This window comes from uncultured Nocardioides sp., assembly GCF_947489365.1.
GTDB lineage: Bacteria > Actinomycetota > Actinomycetes > Propionibacteriales > Nocardioidaceae > Nocardioides.
In genome coordinates, this window is sequence record NZ_CANLDB010000001.1 from 527,115 (window position 1) to 545,803 (window position 18,689).

13 protein-coding genes are annotated in these 18,689 nt (G+C 73.0%); 6 read left to right on the plus strand and 7 right to left on the minus strand.

The features are described from left to right. The first annotated feature begins 167 nt into the window (after positions 1 to 167). From Q0858_RS02570 to Q0858_RS02590, 5 genes are all read left to right on the plus strand, one after another. Positions 168 to 1,784 carry a succinic semialdehyde dehydrogenase gene (locus Q0858_RS02570; protein WP_299050765.1) on the plus strand — a complete coding sequence of 539 codons (1,617 nt, stop codon included), beginning with the start codon at positions 168 to 170 and terminating at the stop codon, positions 1,782 to 1,784. After that, entirely contained in the window at positions 1,781 to 3,559 is a 1,779-nt protein-coding gene (locus tag Q0858_RS02575) for a GMC family oxidoreductase (RefSeq protein WP_299050768.1), read from the plus strand. Before Q0858_RS02570 ends, Q0858_RS02575 begins: the two co-directional genes overlap by 4 nt. A 190-nt stretch (positions 3,560 to 3,749) precedes the next feature. Beyond that, positions 3,750 to 5,339, plus strand: a complete 1,590-nt coding sequence (gene guaA, locus Q0858_RS02580) for a glutamine-hydrolyzing GMP synthase (RefSeq protein ID WP_299050770.1) — start codon at positions 3,750 to 3,752, stop codon at positions 5,337 to 5,339. A 79-nt stretch (positions 5,340 to 5,418) separates the two neighbouring features. Further along, positions 5,419 to 5,856, plus strand: coding sequence for a hypothetical protein (locus tag Q0858_RS02585; RefSeq protein WP_299050773.1), 438 nt, complete (start codon positions 5,419 to 5,421; stop codon positions 5,854 to 5,856). A 54-nt stretch (positions 5,857 to 5,910) separates the two neighbouring features. Beyond that, a complete protein-coding gene (locus tag Q0858_RS02590) occupies positions 5,911 to 6,987 on the plus strand; it encodes a substrate-binding domain-containing protein (RefSeq protein WP_299050775.1) in 1,077 nt (358 codons plus the stop codon). A 15-nt stretch (positions 6,988 to 7,002) separates the two neighbouring features. Here the strand turns inward: Q0858_RS02590 and Q0858_RS02595 are convergent, their stop codons facing one another. Beyond that, on the minus strand, positions 7,003 to 8,139 hold the full coding sequence (locus tag Q0858_RS02595; protein WP_299050777.1) for an acyl-CoA dehydrogenase family protein: 1,137 nt from the start codon (positions 8,137 to 8,139) through the stop codon (positions 7,003 to 7,005). Positions 8,140 to 8,272: 133 nt separating this feature from the next. Between Q0858_RS02595 and Q0858_RS02600 the strand changes: the two genes are divergently transcribed. Next, on the plus strand, positions 8,273 to 9,217 hold the full coding sequence (locus Q0858_RS02600; RefSeq protein WP_299050780.1) for a hypothetical protein: 945 nt from the start codon (positions 8,273 to 8,275) through the stop codon (positions 9,215 to 9,217). A 69-nt stretch (positions 9,218 to 9,286) separates the two neighbouring features. Here Q0858_RS02600 and Q0858_RS02605 read toward each other — a convergent pair whose 3' ends face one another. The 6 genes from Q0858_RS02605 to Q0858_RS02630 form a co-directional block, all read right to left on the minus strand. Next, on the minus strand, positions 9,287 to 10,672 hold the full coding sequence (locus Q0858_RS02605) for an MBL fold metallo-hydrolase (RefSeq protein WP_299050783.1): 1,386 nt from the start codon (positions 10,670 to 10,672) through the stop codon (positions 9,287 to 9,289). Further along, positions 10,669 to 11,928, minus strand: a complete 1,260-nt coding sequence (locus tag Q0858_RS02610) for a YeeE/YedE family protein (RefSeq protein ID WP_299050786.1) — start codon at positions 11,926 to 11,928, stop codon at positions 10,669 to 10,671. Before Q0858_RS02610 ends, Q0858_RS02605 begins: the two co-directional genes overlap by 4 nt. 41 nt (positions 11,929 to 11,969) lie before the next feature. Then, positions 11,970 to 13,310: a hypothetical protein gene (locus tag Q0858_RS02615; RefSeq protein ID WP_299050789.1), complete on the minus strand. Its 1,341-nt coding sequence runs from the start codon at positions 13,308 to 13,310 to the stop codon at positions 11,970 to 11,972. Beyond that, on the minus strand, positions 13,307 to 15,211 hold the full coding sequence (locus Q0858_RS02620) for a hypothetical protein (protein WP_299050792.1): 1,905 nt from the start codon (positions 15,209 to 15,211) through the stop codon (positions 13,307 to 13,309). The genes Q0858_RS02615 and Q0858_RS02620 overlap by 4 nt, the downstream gene beginning before the upstream one ends. Positions 15,212 to 15,460: 249 nt before the next feature. Next, positions 15,461 to 16,504 carry an LLM class F420-dependent oxidoreductase gene (locus Q0858_RS02625; protein ID WP_299050795.1) on the minus strand — a complete coding sequence of 348 codons (1,044 nt, stop codon included), beginning with the start codon at positions 16,502 to 16,504 and terminating at the stop codon, positions 15,461 to 15,463. Beyond that, a complete protein-coding gene (locus Q0858_RS02630; RefSeq protein WP_299050798.1) occupies positions 16,501 to 18,687 on the minus strand; it encodes an acyltransferase family protein in 2,187 nt (728 codons plus the stop codon). Before Q0858_RS02630 ends, Q0858_RS02625 begins: the two co-directional genes overlap by 4 nt. Positions 18,688 to 18,689 lie beyond the last annotated feature (2 nt).

An 18,689-nucleotide genomic window follows, 5' to 3' on the forward strand; every position in this document is an offset into this window, starting at 1 on the left:
ATTTCCGCAGGTTGCGCTGTGCAGCGCTGTGCGGTTGGTCACAAAACGGCAACGACGAATGTCGTCCGAGACAACAAATCCAGGAATGCGTTCTGGGTGAACAGGTGTGTCGGACGTCGTGTTACTCAGGGGTAGGCACCCACCCGCGCCTCACATACCCTCGGTACATGAACGCCCCCGAGCCGTCCGGTCCCGCTGACCTGCAGGGTCTGCGGGACCCCGAGCACGACCCCCGCGCCTCCTACGCCCTCGAGCCCGAGTACGTCGCTGGCCTGGCGACACGCCTGCGCGCCACCTCGGGGGAGACGACGGCCCTCGTGTCGCCGCTGGCCGGACAGCCCCTCGCGCACCTGCCGGTGTCGCAGGTCTCGGACGTCGAGGAGGCGTTCGCCCGGGCCCGCCGTGCGCAGGAGGCCTGGGCGCGGACCCCGGTTGCGCAGCGCAGCGCGGCCCTGCACCGGCTGCACGACCTCATCCTGGACCGTCAGGACGAGATCATGGACCTGATCGTGTGGGAGTCCGGCAAGGCCCGCAAGCACGCCTTCGACGAGCCGCTGCACGTCGCGCTGACCGCCCGCTACTACGCCCGCACGCTGCCCGGGCTCGTCGCCCCGCGCCGGGCGTCCGGCGCCATTCCGGTGCTGACCCGGGTCGACCTGTCCCGGGTCCCCAAGGGCGTAGTCGGGATCATCTCGCCCTGGAACTACCCGTTCACGATGGCCCTCTGCGACGGCATCGCGGCCCTCGCGGCCGGCAATGCGGTGGTCACCAAGCCCGACGGGCAGACCATGATCACCGCCCTGTACGGCGCGCAGCTGCTCGAGGAGGCCGGCTTCCCGGCGGACCTGTGGCAGGTCGTCCACGGCCCGGGCTCCGAGATGGGCCCGGCGATCATCGAGCGGGCCGACTACGTGTGCTTCACCGGCTCGACGGCCACCGGCCGTGACGTCGCCCGGCGCTGCGCGGACCGCCTGATCGGCTGCTCGCTCGAGCTCGGCGGCAAGAACCCGCTGCTGGTGCTGCGCGACGCCGACCTCGAGCGGGCCGCCGAGGGCGCCGTGCGGGCCAGCTTCGCGAACGCCGGCCAGCTGTGCGTCTCGATGGAGCGGATGTACGTCGCCGACCAGGTCTACGACCGCTTCGTGGAGCGCTTCGTGGCGCGCACGCAGGCGATGACGATCGGCGCCACCCTCGACTGGGGCAACGACATGGGCTCGCTCATCTCCGCGAAGCAGCTCGAGACCGTGGTCGCCCACGTCGACGACGCCGTCGCGAAGGGGGCCCGCGTGCTGACCGGGGGCCGCGCGCGCCCCGACCTCGGCCCGTACGTCTACGAGCCGACGATCCTCGAGGGTGTCACGCCCGACATGACCTGCTTCGCCGACGAGACCTTCGGACCCGTCATCGCGCTGTACCGCTTCTCCGACGAGGCGGACGCCGTCGCCCGGGCCAACGCCGGCGACTACGGGCTCAACGCCTCCGTCTACAGCCGCGACGTCCGCCGGGCGCGGGCGCTGGCCTCGCAGATCCGCTGCGGCACGGTCAACGTCAACGAGGCGTTCGCCGCCACCTTCGCCTCGATCGACGCCCCGATGGGTGGCATGCGCCAGTCCGGGCTCGGTCGCCGCCAGGGCGCCGAGGGCCTGCACCGCTTCACCGAGACCCAGTCGGTGGCGACGCAGCGGCTGATGCGCTTCGGGCCGGCGTACGGGATGTCGGACCGGGCGTACGCCCGGATGATGACCGTCAGCCTGCGCGCGCTCGACAAGCTGGGCCGCGCGTGAGCGCGGCGGACGAGGGGTTCGACTACGACGTCCTGGTCGTCGGCTCCGGCTTCGGCGGGTCGGTCTCGGCGCTGCGGCTGAGCGAGAAGGGCTACTCCGTCGCCGTCCTGGAGGCCGGCGCCCGGTTCGCGGACGACGACTTCGCCTCGACGTCGTTCGACGCGAAGCGTTTCCTGTTCGCGCCGTCCGCCGGCTGCTACGGCGTGCAGCGGATCGACGTGGTCAAGGACTGCGTGATCCTCGCCGGCGCCGGTGTCGGCGGCGGGTCGCTGAACTACGCGAACACGCTGTACGAGCCGCCGGACGCGTTCTACCGCGACCGCGGCTGGTCGCACATCACGGACTGGAAGGCCGAGCTGGCGCCGTACTACGACCAGGCGAAGCGGATGCTCGGCGTGGTCACCAACCCGACGCACACGCCGTCCGACGAGGTGATGCGCTCGGTGGCCGCCGAGATGGGCGTCGAGCACACCTTCCGCGCCACCCCGGTCGGGGTGTTCTTCGGACCCGAGGGCACGCAGGCGGGCGAGACCGTCGCCGACCCGTTCTTCGGCGGCGCGGGCCCGGACCGCCAGGCGTGCCGCGAGTGCGGCGAGTGCATGACCGGCTGCCGCCACGGCGCGAAGAACACGCTGGTGAAGAACTACCTGCACCTCGCAGAGAACCTCGGCGCCGTGGTGCACCCGCTCACCACCGTCACGAGGATCCGACCGCTCGAGGGCGGTGGCTACGAGGTCAGCGCCCGGTGGACCAAGGCGAAGCTGTCGCGCGGCCGGGCGGTGCGCACCTACCGCGCCCGCCAGGTAGTGCTCTCCGCCGCCGCGCTCGGCACCCAGAAGCTGCTCCACCGGCTCAAGGCGGACGGCGACCTGCCGCACGTCTCCGACCGGCTGGGCGAGCTGACCCGCACGAACTCCGAGGCCATCCTCGGGGCCATCGCGCCCCGGTCGACGACGGACTTCACCCAGGGCGTCGCGATCACCTCGTCGTTCCACCCGGACGACGACACCCACGTCGAGCCGTGCCGCTACGGCCGCGGCTCGAACGCGATGGCGCTGCTGCAGACGGTGCTCACCGACGGCGACGGCCCCGGCGCCCGCTGGCGGACCTGGATGGTCGAGCTGTGGAAGCAGCGCAGCCACCTGCTCGGCATGTACGACGTCAAGCACTGGTCGGAGCGGACGGTCATCGCGCTGGTCATGCAGACGCTCGACAACTCGATCACCACCTCGGGCCGGCGGACCCCGTTCGGCTACCGGCTCACCTCCCGGCAGGGTCACGGAGCGCCGAACCCGACGTACATCCCGGTGGCGAACGACGTCGTACGACGCATGGCGAAGCGCATCAACGGCTTCGCGGGGGGCTCGGTGGGAGAGCCGTTCGAGAAGCCGATGACCGCGCACTTCATCGGCGGCTGCACCATCGGCGACAGCCCCGAGACCGGCGTGGTCGACGCCTACCAGCGGGTCTTCGGGCACGAGGGGCTGCACGTCGTCGACGGGTCGACGATCTCGGCGAACCTCGGCGTGAACCCGTCGCTGACCATCACCGCCCAGGCGGAGCGCGCCATGGCGCTGTGGCCGAACAAGGGTGAGACGGACCGCCGTCCGGCCCTGGGGTCGTCGTACGAGAGGGTCGCGCCGGTGGCGCCCACGTCGCCCGCGGTGCCCGAGGCGGCCCCCGGCGCGCTGCGGCTGCCGCTCGTCGCCGTCCGGCAGGGCGACGAGGCCCGGATGGGACGTAACCCGGTCTCCGAGGTGTCGTTGAGCCAGTAGGAGCCGCTGGCACCGAAGCACCACCCTCCCGGCCACGGCTCCTGGTCCGGGTGGCCCCGAGCCCCCGGACAGGCCAGGACCCGGCCATCCTCCCTCCCGGCCGGGTCCTGGCCCCGGGGCCCGCGACCGCGTGCGGGGTGCGAGCGGCCCTCGACCGGCGTGGGGGTCCGGCCCTCGATAGGGTGCGGACGTGTCAGACGAGACGGTGAGAGACGCACGTCCCGAGGCCCACCACGACCTGGTCCTGGTCGTCGACTTCGGAGCCCAGTACGCCCAGCTGATCGCCCGCCGCGTCCGTGAGGCGCGCGTCTACTCCGAGATCGTGCCGCACACGATGCCGGTCGCGGACATGCTGGCGCGGGAGCCGAAGGCGATCATCCTGTCCGGCGGCCCGTCCTCGGTGTACGCCGACGGCGCCCCCGGGATGGACGACACCGTGTTCACGGCGGGCGTCCCCGTCTTCGGCATGTGCTACGGCTTCCAGCTGATGGCCCAGGGTCTCGGCGGCGAGGTCGCGGCCACCGGCGCCCGCGAGTACGGCCGCACCCCCGTCGCCGTGAGCGACCCCGGGACCCTGCTCGCCGACCTGCCCGCCGAGCACCGCGTGTGGATGTCGCACGGCGACGCCGTCACCGCGGCTCCCGAGGGTTTCTCCGTCCTGGCGTCCACCCCGACGACCCCGGTCGCGGCGTTCGAGGACGTCACCCGCGGGCTGGCCGGCGTCCAGTGGCACCCGGAGGTCATGCACACCGAGCACGGCCAGCAGGTGCTCGAGCACTTCCTCCACGACATCGCCGGCTGCCGCCAGACCTGGACGATGCTCAACATCGTCGAGGAGCAGGTCGACGCCATCCGCAGCCAGGTCGGCGACGGCCGGGCGATCTGCGCACTGTCCGGCGGCGTCGACTCCGCCGTCGCCGCCGCGCTGGTGCAGCGCGCGATCGGCGACCGCCTGACCTGCGTGTATGTCGACCACGGGATGATGCGCGCCGGCGAGACCGACCAGGTGAAGCGGGACTTCGAGGAGGTCTTCGACTCCCTCGACGTCGTCGACGCCGCCGACCAGTTCGTCGGCGCCCTCGCCGGGGTCACCGAGCCCGAGCAGAAGCGGAAGATCATCGGGCGCGAGTTCATCCGTACCTTCGAGACCGCCCAGGTCCGGGTCTTCGGCGATGCGGAGGAGGGAGAGACAGCCTTCCTCGTCCAGGGGACCCTCTACCCCGACGTGGTCGAGTCCGGCGGCGGCGCCGGCACCTCGACGATCAAGTCCCACCACAACGTCGGCGGCCTGCCCGACGACCTCACCTTCGCCCTGGTCGAGCCCCTGCGGACGCTGTTCAAGGACGAGGTGCGCGCCGTCGGCGAGCAGCTCGGCCTGCCGTCGACGATGGTGTGGCGCCAGCCCTTCCCGGGCCCCGGCCTCGGCATCCGCATCATCGGCGAGGTCACCCACGAGCGTCTCGACCTGCTGCGCTCCGCGGACCTCATCGCCCGTGAGGAGCTCACCCGCGCGGGCCTCGACCGCGACGTCTGGCAGATGCCGGTCGTGCTGCTGGCCGACGTCCACTCCGTCGGCGTCCAGGGCGACGGCCGCACCTACGGCCACCCCGTCGTCCTGCGCCCGGTCACCTCGGACGACGCGATGACCGCCGACTGGGCCCGCCTGCCGTTCGACCTGCTGGAGCGCATCTCCACCCGCATCACCAACGAGGTCCCCGACGTCAACCGCGTCGTCCTCGACGTCACCAGCAAGCCGCCGGGCACCATCGAGTGGGAGTGACCGCCGGACGCTGACCCTCGTCGGCGGGCCTGTGGAGGAGCGCCGACGCCGGACCCCGGATCGGGGCAGGCTCCTCGCCATGACCTGCGACCACGAGCCCGACAGCCCCTTCCGCCCCCTGATCCGCACCCAGGCCGACCTCGAGGCCACCTGGCGACGTCTGATGGAGCCCCTCGGCTTCTCCCGCCACAGCGTCTGGATCCTGATGATCGACGCCGACGACCGTCCGGTCCCGCAGATCATCGAGATCGACGACGCCCACCACCTGCCGCCCGACCTCGAGGCCGAGGGGTTCGGCCCCTTCGCCCGCCACCTGCTGGACGACGTCGTCCCCGGTGGTCGGCTGGCGATGCTGCGCACGCGTCCCGGCTCCGGAGGTCCGGACGCCGACGACCTGGGCTGGTCCCGGATCCTGCTGGCGGGCTGCCGCAGCGCCGGCGTGCCCACGGACGTGGTCCACCTCGCCACCGACGTCGACCTCCTGCCCCTGCCGCTCGACGTCCTCGGCGCCGCCTGAGGCCCCGGCGAGGGCCCTCCGGGAGGCGGGCGCGCCCGTGCCACGATGAACCCCATGCGTGAGGTGAGCCGGGTCCGGACCGCACTCACCGGGGGACTGCTCGTGCCCCTCCTGGCCGTCGGTCTCGCCGCGTGCAGCGGGTCCTCCGAGCCGGAGTCGCCCCGACCCGTGGTCGCCTTCCTCGGCGGCGCCGACCCGGACTCCCGCCACGTCGAGGTCGACGCAGAACTGCTGCGCTCAGCGCTCGCCGCCGACTGCGAGGACTGCGAGTACGTCGCCCGTGACGCCGAGGGCGACCCGGACCTGCAGGCCGAGCAGATGGCCGAGGTCGTCGAGGGCGGCGCGGACGTCGTCCTGCTCGAGGCCGCCGACGCCGCGGCCGCGGAGGAGATGCTGGCCGAGGCGGGTGACGTCCCCGTCGTCACCCTGGACCGCTCGGTCCCGGGCGCGGCGTACCACGTGGGCTACGACCCGGTCGCCGGTGGACGCAGCCTCGCCCGGGCGGGTCTGCAGGTGGCCCTCGACGCCGGGGCACCCGCCCAGGGCGCGGGCGTGCTGGTGCTCGGGGCCGGCGGCGGGGACCTCGCGGGGACGGCCCGTACCGAGGCCGCCCTCGGCGCCCTCGAGAAGCGGGGCGCCACGGTGCTGGCCACCGACGAGCCGGACGTCGCCACCGCCGAGGACGCCCAGGAGTGGACGGCGGGGCAGATCGCGGAGCGCGCCGTGGAGGAGGTCGCCCTCGTGGTGGCCGCCGACGAGGCCCAGGCCGAGGGCGTCGTCGCGGCCTACGAAGAGGCGGGCGTCGCGCCGGAGGACCGGCCGGTCGTCGCCGGGTCCGGCGCCGACCTGGACTCCCTGCGTCGCGTGGTCACCGGGGAGCAGGAGGTGCTGCTGTACCGCCCTCGGCCGCCGATGACCTCCCGCGCCGTCGAGACCGCCGCGGAGGTCCTCGAGGGCGCCCCCGTCACGGACACGGTGGACGTCGACGGCGTCCCCTCGTTCCTCGGCACCGCGGAGGCGCTGTCCCTGCGCACCCTCACCAGCGTCGCGGTCGCCCGCGGCTTCGTGACCACCGCGGAGCTCTGCGAGGGCGAGACCGCCGACGCGTGCGCCGCCAACGGCATCCGCTGACGGCGTCCCGGGCGCTCAGAGGCCGAGCGACCGGCCGATGATCTCCTTCTGGATCTCGGTCGTCCCGCCGTAGATGGTCTGCACGCGGCTGTCCAGGAACGCCTTCGCGACCGGGTACTCCATCATGTAGCCGTAGCCGCCGTGCAGCTGGACGGCGACGTCGGCGGTCTTGGTCTGCAGCTCGGTGGTCCACCACTTCGCCATCGAGGCGAGGCTGGTGTCGAGGGTGCCCTCGTTGTGGCGCCGGACGCAGTCGTCGAGGAACACCCGCGCGACGTGCACCTCGGTCGCCATCTCGGCGAGCGTGAAGCGCGTGTGCTGGAACTTCGAGATCGGGCGGCCGAACGCCTGCCGCTCCTTGACGTAGGCCAGCGACAGCTCGAGCAGCTGCTCGCAGGCGGTGACCGCGATCATGGCGATCGACAGCCGCTCCTGCGGGAGGTTCTGCATCAGGTACACGAACCCGCCGCCCTCCTCGCCGAGGAGGTTGTCCTTCGGGACGACGACGTTGTCGAACGACAGTTCGGCGGTGTCCTGGGCCTTCATGCCGACCTTGTCGAGGTTGCGCCCGCGCTCGAAGCCCTCCATGCCGCGCTCGACCACGAGCAGGCTGATGCCCTGGTGGCCGGCGTCCGGGTCGGTGCGGCACACCACGATGACGAGGTCGGCGTTGATGCCGTTGCTGATGAACGTCTTCGAGCCGTTCAGCACCCAGTGGTCGCCCTTGTCGACGGCGTGGGTGCGGATGCCCTGCAGGTCGCTGCCGGCGCCGGGCTCGGTCATCGCGATCGCGGTGATCGTCTCTCCGGACACGCAGCCGGGCAGCCAGCGCTGCTTCTGCTCCTCGGTCCCGAGCGTGGTGATGTAGGGGACGATGATGTCGGTGTGGACCGGGAAGCCGGGCCCGCTCGCCATCGCCCGCGACATCTCCTCGCTCAGCACGAGGTTGTAGCGGAAGTCGGTCGCCCCGAGCCCGCCGTACTCCTCGGGGACGTCGAAGCACAGCAGCCCCGCCTGGCCCGCCTTCGCCCACACCTCGCGCGGGACGATGCCCGCCGCCTCCCACTCGGCGTGGTGGGGGACGACCTCGCGGTCCATGAAGGCCCGCGCGGTGGTCCGGAAGTCTTCGTGCTCCTGCTCCAGCAACGTCACCCGCTGATCGTGACACCATCACTGTCACGGTTCAAGGGCCAGTTCCCGTCCTCAGACGCCCGGGCGGTACAGGTCCTCCACACCCCGGACCGATCGTCGCCCGGGGGCAGACGGGGGTCGGGACGATCCACGCGTGCTGCTGCCACCGCCCGTCCTCGCGCTCGCCTCCCGGCAGAGCGGGGTCGTGTCGCGCCGTCAGCTCGTCGGCGTCGGGGCGTGTGACGGTGACCTCCGGTCGTGGCTGCGACACAGACTCCTCGTCGTGGTCCACCGGGGCGTCTACGTCACCCACACCGGCGCGCTGAGCTGGTCGGAGCGGGCCTGGGCAGCAGTGCTGTACGCCGAGCTCGCGTCGCTCCACGGCCCATCGGCGATCCTGGCCTCCCTGGGGCGCAGCCGACAGGTGTCCGAGAAGGCGGCGATCCAGGTGGCGGTCGAGCTCGGACGCCGTCCGTCCTCGCCCGAGGGGGTCGTGGTGAGGCGAGTGGCCCGCTTCGAGGAGCGGTCCCTCCTCGGCCTCAGTCCGCCGCGTGCGCGCATCGAGGATGCCGCTCTCGACGCCGCCGCGGAGGCGACGGACGACCTCGGCGCGATCGCCGTCCTCGCCGAGGTCGTCGGGTCACGTCGCACCACGCCCGCCCGGATCACAGCGGCCCTGGACGCCCGGGGGCGGATCGAGCGCCGGGTCCTTCACCAGGGCGCGTTGTCGGACCTGAGCCTGGGAGCGTGCTCCGTGCTCGAGCGCGAGTACCTGAACCGGGTCGAGCGGGCGCACGGGCTCCCGGCGGCAGCCCGCCAGGTCCGGGCGAGCGCCCGCGGCTCGGTCTTCCGCGACGTCCTCTACGGGAGGTACCGCGCGGTGGTCGAGCTCGACGGGCGGGCCGACCACACCCACCTCCTCGACCGGGACCGCGACCTCGAGCGGGACCTCCATGCCGTGGAGGACGGGCTGGTCACGCTGCGTCTCGGCCATGGTCAGGTGCACGACCGAGCCTGCGCGACGGCCGGCTTCGTCGGCCGTGCGCTCGTCCGCGGGGGTTGGACCGGCCGCCCCAGGCGCTGTGCGCGCTGCCGGTGACACGACAAGGTGGAGAGTTACTGCTCCTGAGGAGCAGCAACTCTCCACCTACCGGGGCGTGACAGCGCCTCAGACCAGCCCGAGCTCCACCGCGCGGTCGACGGTGTCGTCCACGTGCACCGTCTCGTAGCCGAGCCGCGCCAGCAGGCTGCACCCGATGGCGGCGCGAACGCCGCTGCGGCAGTGCACCCACACCGGCCGGGCCGGGACCTCGTCGGTGCGACGCAGCAGCTCGTGCAGCGGCACGTGCAGCGAGCCGTCGATGCCGCCGGACGCCCGCTCGTCCTCGCGGCGGATGTCGAGCACCGTGATCGCCGAGCGCTCCGCCGCGGAGAGTCCCGCCAGGTCGTCGAAGGTGACGACCCGGCGCTGTCGGAGCTGGTCGGCGTCCGCCGCCAGGTCGTGCGGCGCGCCGACCGCGGCGCCCTCGGGCCGGTCGATGCCGATCCGGACCAGCTGCCGCTGGGCCTCGGCGACCTGCTCGGCACTCTCGCCGAGCAGGGTCACCGGGGCGCCCCACGGCATCAGCCAGCCGAGGTACGTCGACATCTGGCCGCCGAGCTCGATGCTGACCGTGCCGGCCAGGTGCTCCGCGGCGTACGCCGTCCGCGACCGCAGGTCGACGACCCACTCCCGCGCCGCGAGCCGTTTGCGCAGCTCGTCCGGCTCCACCGGGGTCGGCGCCGACAGGTCGACCGGACCCGCGCCCGCGAGGTTCGCCACGCCCATGTGGGCGTAGTAGGCCGGGTACGCCGTCAGGCCGGCGATCAGCCGCTCGGCGAAGGCGTCCTCGTCGTCGGTCAGCAGCGCCTCGTTGCGGGCGAGCTCCTCGGCGATCGTGGAGGTGTCGGTGACCACGCCGGTCGATCCCGACGAGCAGAAGCTGCCGAACCCGTGGGTGGGGAAGACCCGTGTCCCGCCCGGGAGACGGGCCAGGCGCCGGGCGGAGCGGTACTGCTCACGGGTGAGCTCCTCGGTGCGGTGGTCCCCGAGGAGGTCGGTGCGGCCCACCGACCCGAACAGCAGCGACCCGCCCGTGAACAGGGCCCCGGGACCGTCCCCGGGGACCGCCTCCACCAGGTAGGCCAGGTGCGTGGCGGTGTGGCCGGGGGTGGCCAGCACCCGCACCCGCAGGCCGCCCACGGTGAGGGTCGCCCCGTCGCTGACGCCGACCCGCTCGAACGCGACCGGGTCGGCCGCGTTGACGAGGTAGTCCGCGCCGCTGCGCCGGGCGAGCTCGAGCCCGCCCGAGACGTAGTCGTTGTGGACGTGGGTCTCCGCGACCGCGGCGCAGGCCAGGCCGCGCTCCGCGAGCAGGTGCTCGACCCGGTCGATGTCGCGCTGCGGGTCGACGACCAGGGCCGTGGCGCCGTCGTGGGCGACGTAGCTGCGGTCGCCGAGCTCGCTGGTCTCGAGGACCTCGACCTGCACCCCGGCCCGAGCCGGCGCGCTCAACAGACCGAGTCCGTCGGCTTGGGGTTGCTCAGCCCGAACAGCGGACGCAGCGCGAGGCCGGCCGCGGTGCCGCCCAGCGCCATGAGGCCCCACAGCCAGCCGTGGAGGCTGAACGAGGCGATGCCGCCGAAGTAGGCGCCGATGTTGCAGCCGAACGCGATGCGGGCGCCGTACCCCATCATGATGCCGCCGACGACCGCGCCGAGGGCGAGCCTGCCGGGGATCCGCTTGTGGACGACGAACGCGCCGGCCATGGCGGAGGCGATGAGTGCGCCGAGGATGATGCCGAAGTCCATCACCGAGGTCTTCTCGGCGAAGATGCCGGCCTGGTACTTCGCGAGGTTCATCGGGTCCTGCCAGAAGCCCCAGGACAGGACGTCGACCCCGACGGCGTCGAGGATCTTGCTGCCCCAGAGGCTGAACGCGAAGGTGACGCCCCAGGCGCCGCCGGACACCCACAGGGTGAGGGCGTTGAGGCCGGCGAGCAGCAGCGCGCCCACCCACAGCGGCCACGAGCCGCGGACGGCGCGGGCGAGGCCGGTCGCGACCGGCGCGCGGTCGACCGGGGGGACGCTGCCGCGGCGGGCGACGACGTACGTCGCGCCGACGATCGCGCCGACGGCGGCCATGGTGATCACCCAGGCACCGGTGTAGCCGAACGGCTGGATCTGCGCGAGCGAGACCGGCTCCGCGGCGGGCAGGCCCGTCCAGAAGCCGAACGTGTAGGCGCCGAGGACCGAGCCGACGATGAAGCCGCCGAGCGTGATGAGGACGGCGGTCTGCCCGCTGCCGACCGCGAACAGCGTGCCGGAGGCGCAGGAGCCGCCGAGCTGCATGCCGACGCCGAACAGGAAGGCGCCGACGACGACGCCGAACCCGATCGGGGCCAGGGTCGGGGTCGCGGGGACGCCCTGCCAGGCCACGCCGACCGCGAGGATCGGCGCGAACAGGGTGGCGGCGACGCCGATCATCAGCATGTGGGCCCGCAGCCCCGCGCCCTGCCGGACCGAGACCAGCTGGCGCCACGCGGAGGTGAAGCCGAAGCGGCTGTGGAACAGCACGAAGCCCAGGGCGAGCCCGATCGCGAAGAGCACGCCGGGGACGGTCCCCGAGCGCAGGACGATGAAGCCGCCGAGCGCCAGCGCCACGACGGCGCCGCCCAGGACGACGGGCACCTGGGGCGGGGGAGCGGTGTCGGCCTCGGCGGCTGAGCGCGCCGAGCGTGTCGGACGGGGTGGTTCGACGGTGGTGGCCATGGTGCGTTCCTTGTCTGGTGCGTGCGGTCGGTGTGCGGGTGCTACTCGGAGAGGGTGTTGCTGGCGGTGTTCTCGCGGGCGTCCAGCACCGTGCCGGCTGCCTCCAGGGTGCCGACCGGGGTGATGGTGCCTCCGGGGAACCACGAGATCTGGGTCGCGTGGTTGTGGGTGGGCGAGCCGTCGGTCGGTGGCTCGGCCATGAGGATCGACGCCCGGGACGCGGCGTACAGCTGGACGGGCTGGGGCTTCGTGCCCCGCGCCTCCGCGAACGCGGCGTACCCGCTGGAGGTGGGCGCCTGGCCCGGCAGGAGCGTGCGGACCAGGTCGGCGTACCGGGCCGCGTCGGCGGACCGGATGTCGAAGTCCAGCGGCAGGACCGCGCCGGAGGTCGAGTCGACCACCCCGCGCGACAGCAGCCAGGGCGCGAGCCAGGTGCCGTCGGAGCGGACCGGTTGCTCGGTGAGCGGCAGGCGGCTGACGGCGGCGAGGCCCTCGGCGGAGGTCTCCCAGCCGGCGACCTCGAGCAGGGCGGTGCGGCCCGTGGCGGGGGCGTCGGGGTCCACGACCTCGACGCCGGAGCCCTCGGCGGCCTCGCGGACGGTGTCGAGGGCCGCGGTGGAGCGCTCGGAGTCGTCGGCGCGCACCGCGAGCCGGCGTACGCCGCGGGCGGCGAGCGTCTCGACCGTGTCGCCGAGGGTCGTCGCGTCCGCGCGGCTCAGCTCGTCGCTCGGGCACGCGCCCACGTCGGGGTCCTCGCCGGCGGCCAGCACGGCCACCGAGGCGCTGAGGCACTCGGGGGCGTCGGCGCTGCGCCACGCGGGGGAGACATCGACCTGCTCACCGGTGTCGACCGGCAGGGTGTGCCTCACGCCGTCGAGCTCGACGACGACCTCGTCGGAGCCCGTCTCGAGGTCGACGCGGGCCCAGAGCCCGTCCGTGCCGGGGACGGCCTGTGCGGCGACGGGCTCGGTGCCCGTCGAGCCGATGAGCACGCCGGCCTCGTCCGACCCGTGGTCGGAGCCGTGCTCGGACCCGTGCTCGGCCCCGTGGCCCGCGGCCGGTCCGGAGATGTCGAGCCGGACGACGTTCTCGCCCGGGGTGGCGGGTCCGACCGCCACGGTGAGGGCGGTCTCGTCGTCGGTGACGACGCGCTGCACCGACGGGACGCCGGCCTCGGTCGGACCGAGGTGCTGTACGTCCTCGGACGCCGCGGCGGCGTCGGAGGCCCGAGGGGCGTCGAGCTGCCAGACGGCGACCCCGGCGGCCAGGCCCAGCGCCAGGACGCCGCCCGTGACGGCGGCGAGGGGCCGGGCCCCCCGCCGACCGCCGTGGCTCGCGCCACGACGGTCGGCGGGGGTGGTGCCGGGGTGGTGCTCGGTCACTTGACGTCCTCGTCGGCGGTCACGAAGAGCATCGAGTGCGGCTTGGCCGGACCCCACTCGCCGTGCGGCCACGCCGCGCGGTCGAAGTCGAGGCAGGCCTGGCCGGTGTACTCGTCGCGGAACTCCTCGTCGAGCGCCAGCGTGCCGTCCTCGGCCTGGTCGGCGATGCACACGCGGTGGTCGCCGTTCAGGCCCGTGCGGGCGACGAAGTAGTTGCTGTACGCCAGACGCTTGGCCACCGCGTCGTCGCGGTAGAAGCCGTCCTCGCCGAGCTCCAGGTTGTCCAGCGCGCCCCAGTGCGGGCCGCCGGGGGCGGACTGCACGTCGACGACCGCGGGGCAGTCGGACTCCTCGCCGCCGGCGGTGACCTCGGCCAGCGTGTCGATCTTGCACTCGGGGGCGTCACCCGAGGCGAGGAGCTCCTCGATGTCGAGCACCAGGATGTACGGCTTGCTGCCGTCGGTGCCCTGGCGTCCCTGGACCGCGTGGTATAGGTACTTGTCGTCGTAGCTGGTCTGGATCCAGGCGCCGTTGCTGCCGCCGCCGTAGTAGTTGCCGGCCGGGTCGGCCGTCTTGTTCGACGTGGTCACGTCGAAGACCTGGCGCCACGTCGGCTTGTCGACGGTGATGTCGGGGGCGTAGAAGATCGCGCCACCCTGCATCGTCGAGACGAACGCGCCCTTGTTCTCGGGCTGGTTGGTGACCGTCACCTCCATCGCCGCGCGGTTCTCCTCGTGGTGCGCGACCTTGCCGGTGCGGGGGCCGTCGGGGAGGAACGAGACGTTCTTCAGCTCCGGGGCGTCCTGGTCGGAGATGTCGTAGGTGCGGACCGTCGGGCGCCGCAGGTACGACGAGGGCGCCTGCACCGGGTTGAGGATGATGTTGCGCGGCTCGTTGTAGTCGCTGGTGATGAGGATGTCGAGGTCCTCGCGGGCCTGGATGCCGTGCGGGTTGGCGCAGGTCGGACGCGGCAGCGCGGGGATGTTGTCGCACCGCAGCTTCGTCTCGCCCTCCTCCGGCGTCGCGGGGGCCTCGTAGATCGTCTCGCCGTTCTCACCGAGCCGGACCACCTCGCCGGGCGAGCCGGCGAAGCCGTTGCCGAAGCGGGTCGAGCCGTCGGAGTAGGTGCAGGGGCCGGGGACGTCCGGGCCGCCCATGTAGGTGCCGTAGGCCTTGTTGTCCTTCGTCACCCAGTAGGCGTCCGGCACCGTGCCGCACAGCGTGTCGGTCGGGAGGTTGATCCCCTTCAGCGACAGCGCGGGCAGGTTGGAGGTGTCCAGGACGTAGGTGACGTCGGTGAACAGGCCGCCGGCGAAGATGTTCTGGCCCTTCTGCCACGTGTACTGCATGTGGTGGGGCTCGTTCTCGACGAGCGGGCCGACCGTGGCGGTGTTGACGACCTTGCCGTAGGTCTCCGACTCGGGCGTGGCGTCGATGACGGCGAAGAAGTCGGGACCGATCAGGTCCTTCTGGCCGATGAGGTCCGGCCCGATGGACTTCGGCAGGTCCAGCAGGTCCGCGCCGGACTTGTCGAGGATGTTGTTGTCACCCGCCCAGGCGACGAGGTACTTGCGGCGCACCCCGTCGTCCGGGGCCTCGCCGCCGGAGTCGCCGCCCACGACGGGCAGGTCGACGAGGTCGAGGTCGAGGCCGGGCACGTCCTCGAGGACGTCGAGCGCGCTCGCCGACAGCAGGTCGGGGCGGATGTGGTTCTTCACCCAGTACTGGCGGCCGTCGCCGCCCTTCTTGCTGGACGTGTTGGTCAGGATGTCGCCGCCGGCGACCTGCTCGAGCAGGTCCTCCACGGACTCCTGGGTGTCGGACGGGGTGTCGACGGGGCCGGCGTCGGCCGCCGCCGGTTCGACACCCGCGGACTGGCTCTGCCAGCCGAGGGTGCTCACGACCAGCAGTGAGCTGGCGAGGACGGCGAGCCTGGTGCCCGACCGCCTCCTGGACTTGAGCTGCACGGTGATGCCTCCGAGAGATCGGCGTCAAGGTCACTTACGAGTGGAACTCGGCAAAGTTAAGTGACCTTGTCGCCTTGAGGCCTTCGAGATGCTGTCGAACGGTGCTCACAGGATCCTGGTGGGACAGGGCGTAACCCCGGCGGCGGTGGTTCGTTCAGGCGCGCCCAGGAGGTACGGACGGGCTCAGGCGAGCCACTCCTTCGTCTGCGACACCAGGGCGGGCTGGTCGCCGTCCAGGGCGGCGGGGACGACGCTGAGGGTCGTCACGCCCGCCTCGGCGAAGGCGGCGATCCGCTCCTTGACGTACGACGCCGGGCCGACGAGGTTCGCCGCGCGGAGCCACTCCAGGGGGACCTCGGCCTCGGCCTCCTTCTTCTTGCCGTCGAGGTAGAGGTCCTGGATGCGCGTGGCCTCCTCCTCGTAGCCGTACGAGCGGGCGACGTCGTTGTAGAAGTTCTTGCCGCGGGCGCCCATGCCGCCGACGTACAGCGCGAAGTGGGGGCGGGCGAAGTCCAGGACGGCGTCCGCGGTCGCGGTGTCCTCGGTGATCGACAGGACGCCGCCGGCGGTGATCTCCAGGGGGCCGAGGGCGGGGTCCCGCTTCGCGGCGCCCGCCCGCAGGGCGTCGCCCCAGACGCGGTCGGAGCGCTCGGGGTGGAACAGCGTCGGGATCCAGCCGTCGGCGATCTCGGCGGTCTGCTGGACCGACTTCGGGCCGAGGGCGGCGATCCACAGCGGTACGGCGTCGCGCTCGGGGTGGGTGAGGATCTTCAGCGGCTTGCCGAGCCCGGTGCCCTGCCCCTGGGGCAGCGGCAGCGGGTAGAGGCCGTCGTTCGTGAGCACCTCGCGGCGCATGCCGCGGCGGATCAGGTCGACGATCTCCCGCAGCCGGCCCAGGGGCTTGTCGTACGGCACGCCGTGGAAGCCCTCGATCACCTGCGGGCCGCTGGCGCCGAGACCCAGGATGGCGCGGCCGCCGGAGACGTTGTCGAGCCCGGCGGCGGTCTGCAGCAGCGCGCTGGGGGTGCGGGAGTAGATGTTGACGATCCCGGCGCCGATCTCGACCGTCTCGGTCCGCGCGGCGAGGTAGCCCATGAGGGTGGGGGAGTCGAAGCCGTAGGCCTCCGGCACCCAGAGGACGTCGAGCCCGGCGCGCTCGAGGGCCACGACGTCGTCGGCGGCCTCCCGCGGGTTGCCGGCGTACATGAGCTGGAGGCCGAGCTTCACAGGTCCACCTTGCTGTCGAGGGCTTGGTCCAGGGCGGCGGTCAGGTCCTCGGCGTACGAGGTCGTGAGGTGACCGGGGTCGCGGTAGGTGACGGTCGAGCCCACCACGGCGGGGCAGGCGTCGCGGAAGCAGAGCCAGGCGTAGGGGTTGAGGTACGGCACGCGCTGCGCCCAGGCGACGCGCTTGGTCACGTCGGCCATCAGCGTGGTGCGGTCGTACGGCGTCCCGAGGCAGCTGCCGAGGTCGACGTCGCCGGTGGTCAGGCACTCGGCGGGGTCGATGTCGAGCTGGGGGACGTCGCCCAGCACCACCAGCTCGCCGGTCAGGGGCTCGAGGGTCGCGAGGCGGTCGTCGATGCCGACCCGGACGGCCTCCGCGACGCCCTCGTCGTCGTCGACGTACTCGTCGTCGACCCAGACGCCCTTCGGCGGCGCGGTGCTCGACACGATCGTGAGGTCGGGGGCGAGGTCGGCGACCTGCTCGTCGACCCAGTCCTGGAACTCGGTGCAGTCGGGCCACGGGTCGGGCGAGCCCTGCACGGTGGTCACCACCCGGGCGGCGGTGCAGCGGGGTTTCACCAGGAAGTAGGCGGTGTAGCCGCGCTCGGCGGCGATCGCGTCGATCGCCGGGATCCAGGCGCGGGCGTGGGAGTCGCCGGTGAGCACCAGCGTCCGGTCGCCGTCGGGGTCGCCCTGGGGGCAGAGCTCGCGCAGCTCGTTGTCCTGGTAGTCGCACTCGACGGGTGCGATGGCGTCGCGGATGTCGAGCAGGTCGGGGGTCAGCTCGCTCGGGACCGGGTCGCCGTCGCGGGCCGCGGCCACCGACGCCCGCACGAGCGCGCGGGCCTCGGCGTCGGCGGAGACCTCCGGCGCCTGCTCGCCGGGCTCGGCGGTGCGCTCCGGCACGGTGATGGCGGGGGCGTCGCCCGCCTCGGCGGCCCAGTTCACGTAGCCCCAGCCGACGGTGCTGCTCGCCACGACCAGCACGATCGAGGCGGGGTAGAGCACCAGGCCGCGGGGCAGACGCACCCGGAGCCGGCGGGGGGCGCCGGGGCGCCGTCGTACGGCGGCGGGCGCGCGGAACGGCTGCTCGACGTACCGGTAGGTCAGGGCGGACAGCCCGAACGTCGCGGCGACGGCGACGATGCTGCCGAACACGCCGAGCGGGCGACCCAGGGCGCTCGCCGGGATGATCAGCAGCGGCCAGTGCCAGAGGTAGAGCGAGTAGGACCAGTCGCCGATGACGCGCATCGGGGCGACGCCCAGGGCCCGGGTCGGCCACGGCGGTGCCTCCCGCAGGCGCAGGCCGGCCACGAGGAGCATCGCCGTGCCGAGGACCGGCGGCAGCGCGGCCAGGCCCGGGAACGGGGTCGAGGAGTCGTAGGCGATCGCCGGCACCAGGATCGCGCCGAGACCGACCGCGCCCAGGATCGTGCGGCCGCGGGTGGTCAGCAGGTCCGCCAGGGCCGGGCCGACGAGGGCGGCCAGCGCGCCGAGGGACAGCTCCCAGATGCGGGCCGTGGTCGAGAAGTACGCCGCCTCGGGCTCGACGCTCGTCGTCACCAGCGACCACAGGAGGCTGAGGGAGGTGACGGCGACCAGCAGCCAGAAGACCGTGAGCCGGGGCAGCCCGCGGCGGGAGTCGTCGCCGTGGCGGTGGCGGTGCCACAGCAGCGCGGCGAGGATCAGCAGCGGCCAGACGAGGTAGAACTGCTCCTCGACCCCGAGCGACCAGTAGTGCTGCAGCGGGCTGGGCGTCAGCCCGTCGGAGAAGTAGTCGGTGCCGGTCTCCGCGAACCGCAGGTTCGCGACGAACAACCCGGCCCACACGGCGTCCACCAGGATCGTCTCGACCTCGATGAGGCTGAGCCAGATCATCGACGCAAGGAGCGTCGCGACGATGACGACCGTGGCGGCGGGCAGGATGCGGCGGGCCCGTCGTACGTAGAAGGTGCGGAGCGAGATCGTGCCGTGCCGTCCGACGTGGCGGAACAGCAGGCGCGAGATCAGGAAGCCCGAGATGACGAGGAAGACGTCGACCCCGAGGTAGCCGCCGGAGAAGGGTCCGAGGCCGGCGTGGGCGCTGATGACGAGCAGCACGGCGAGGGCCCGCAGGCCCTGGACGTCGCCGCGCAGCGCGGTGCCCGGACCGTCGCCCCGCGGGGCGCTCGGGTCCTTCTGCACTG

What these genes read in the sequence shown, in the direction of transcription:
- Q0858_RS02585 (WP_299050773.1), top strand. Translation starts at nt 5,419, where the DNA reads ATGACCTGCGACCACGAGCCCGACAGCCCCTTCCGCCCCCTGATCCGC.
- Q0858_RS02610 (WP_299050786.1), bottom strand. Translation starts at nt 11,928, where the DNA reads ATGGCCACCACCGTCGAACCACCCCGTCCGACACGCTCGGCGCGCTCA.
- Q0858_RS02590 (WP_299050775.1), top strand. Translation starts at nt 5,911, where the DNA reads ATGCGTGAGGTGAGCCGGGTCCGGACCGCACTCACCGGGGGACTGCTC.
- Q0858_RS02570 (WP_299050765.1), top strand. Translation starts at nt 168, where the DNA reads ATGAACGCCCCCGAGCCGTCCGGTCCCGCTGACCTGCAGGGTCTGCGG.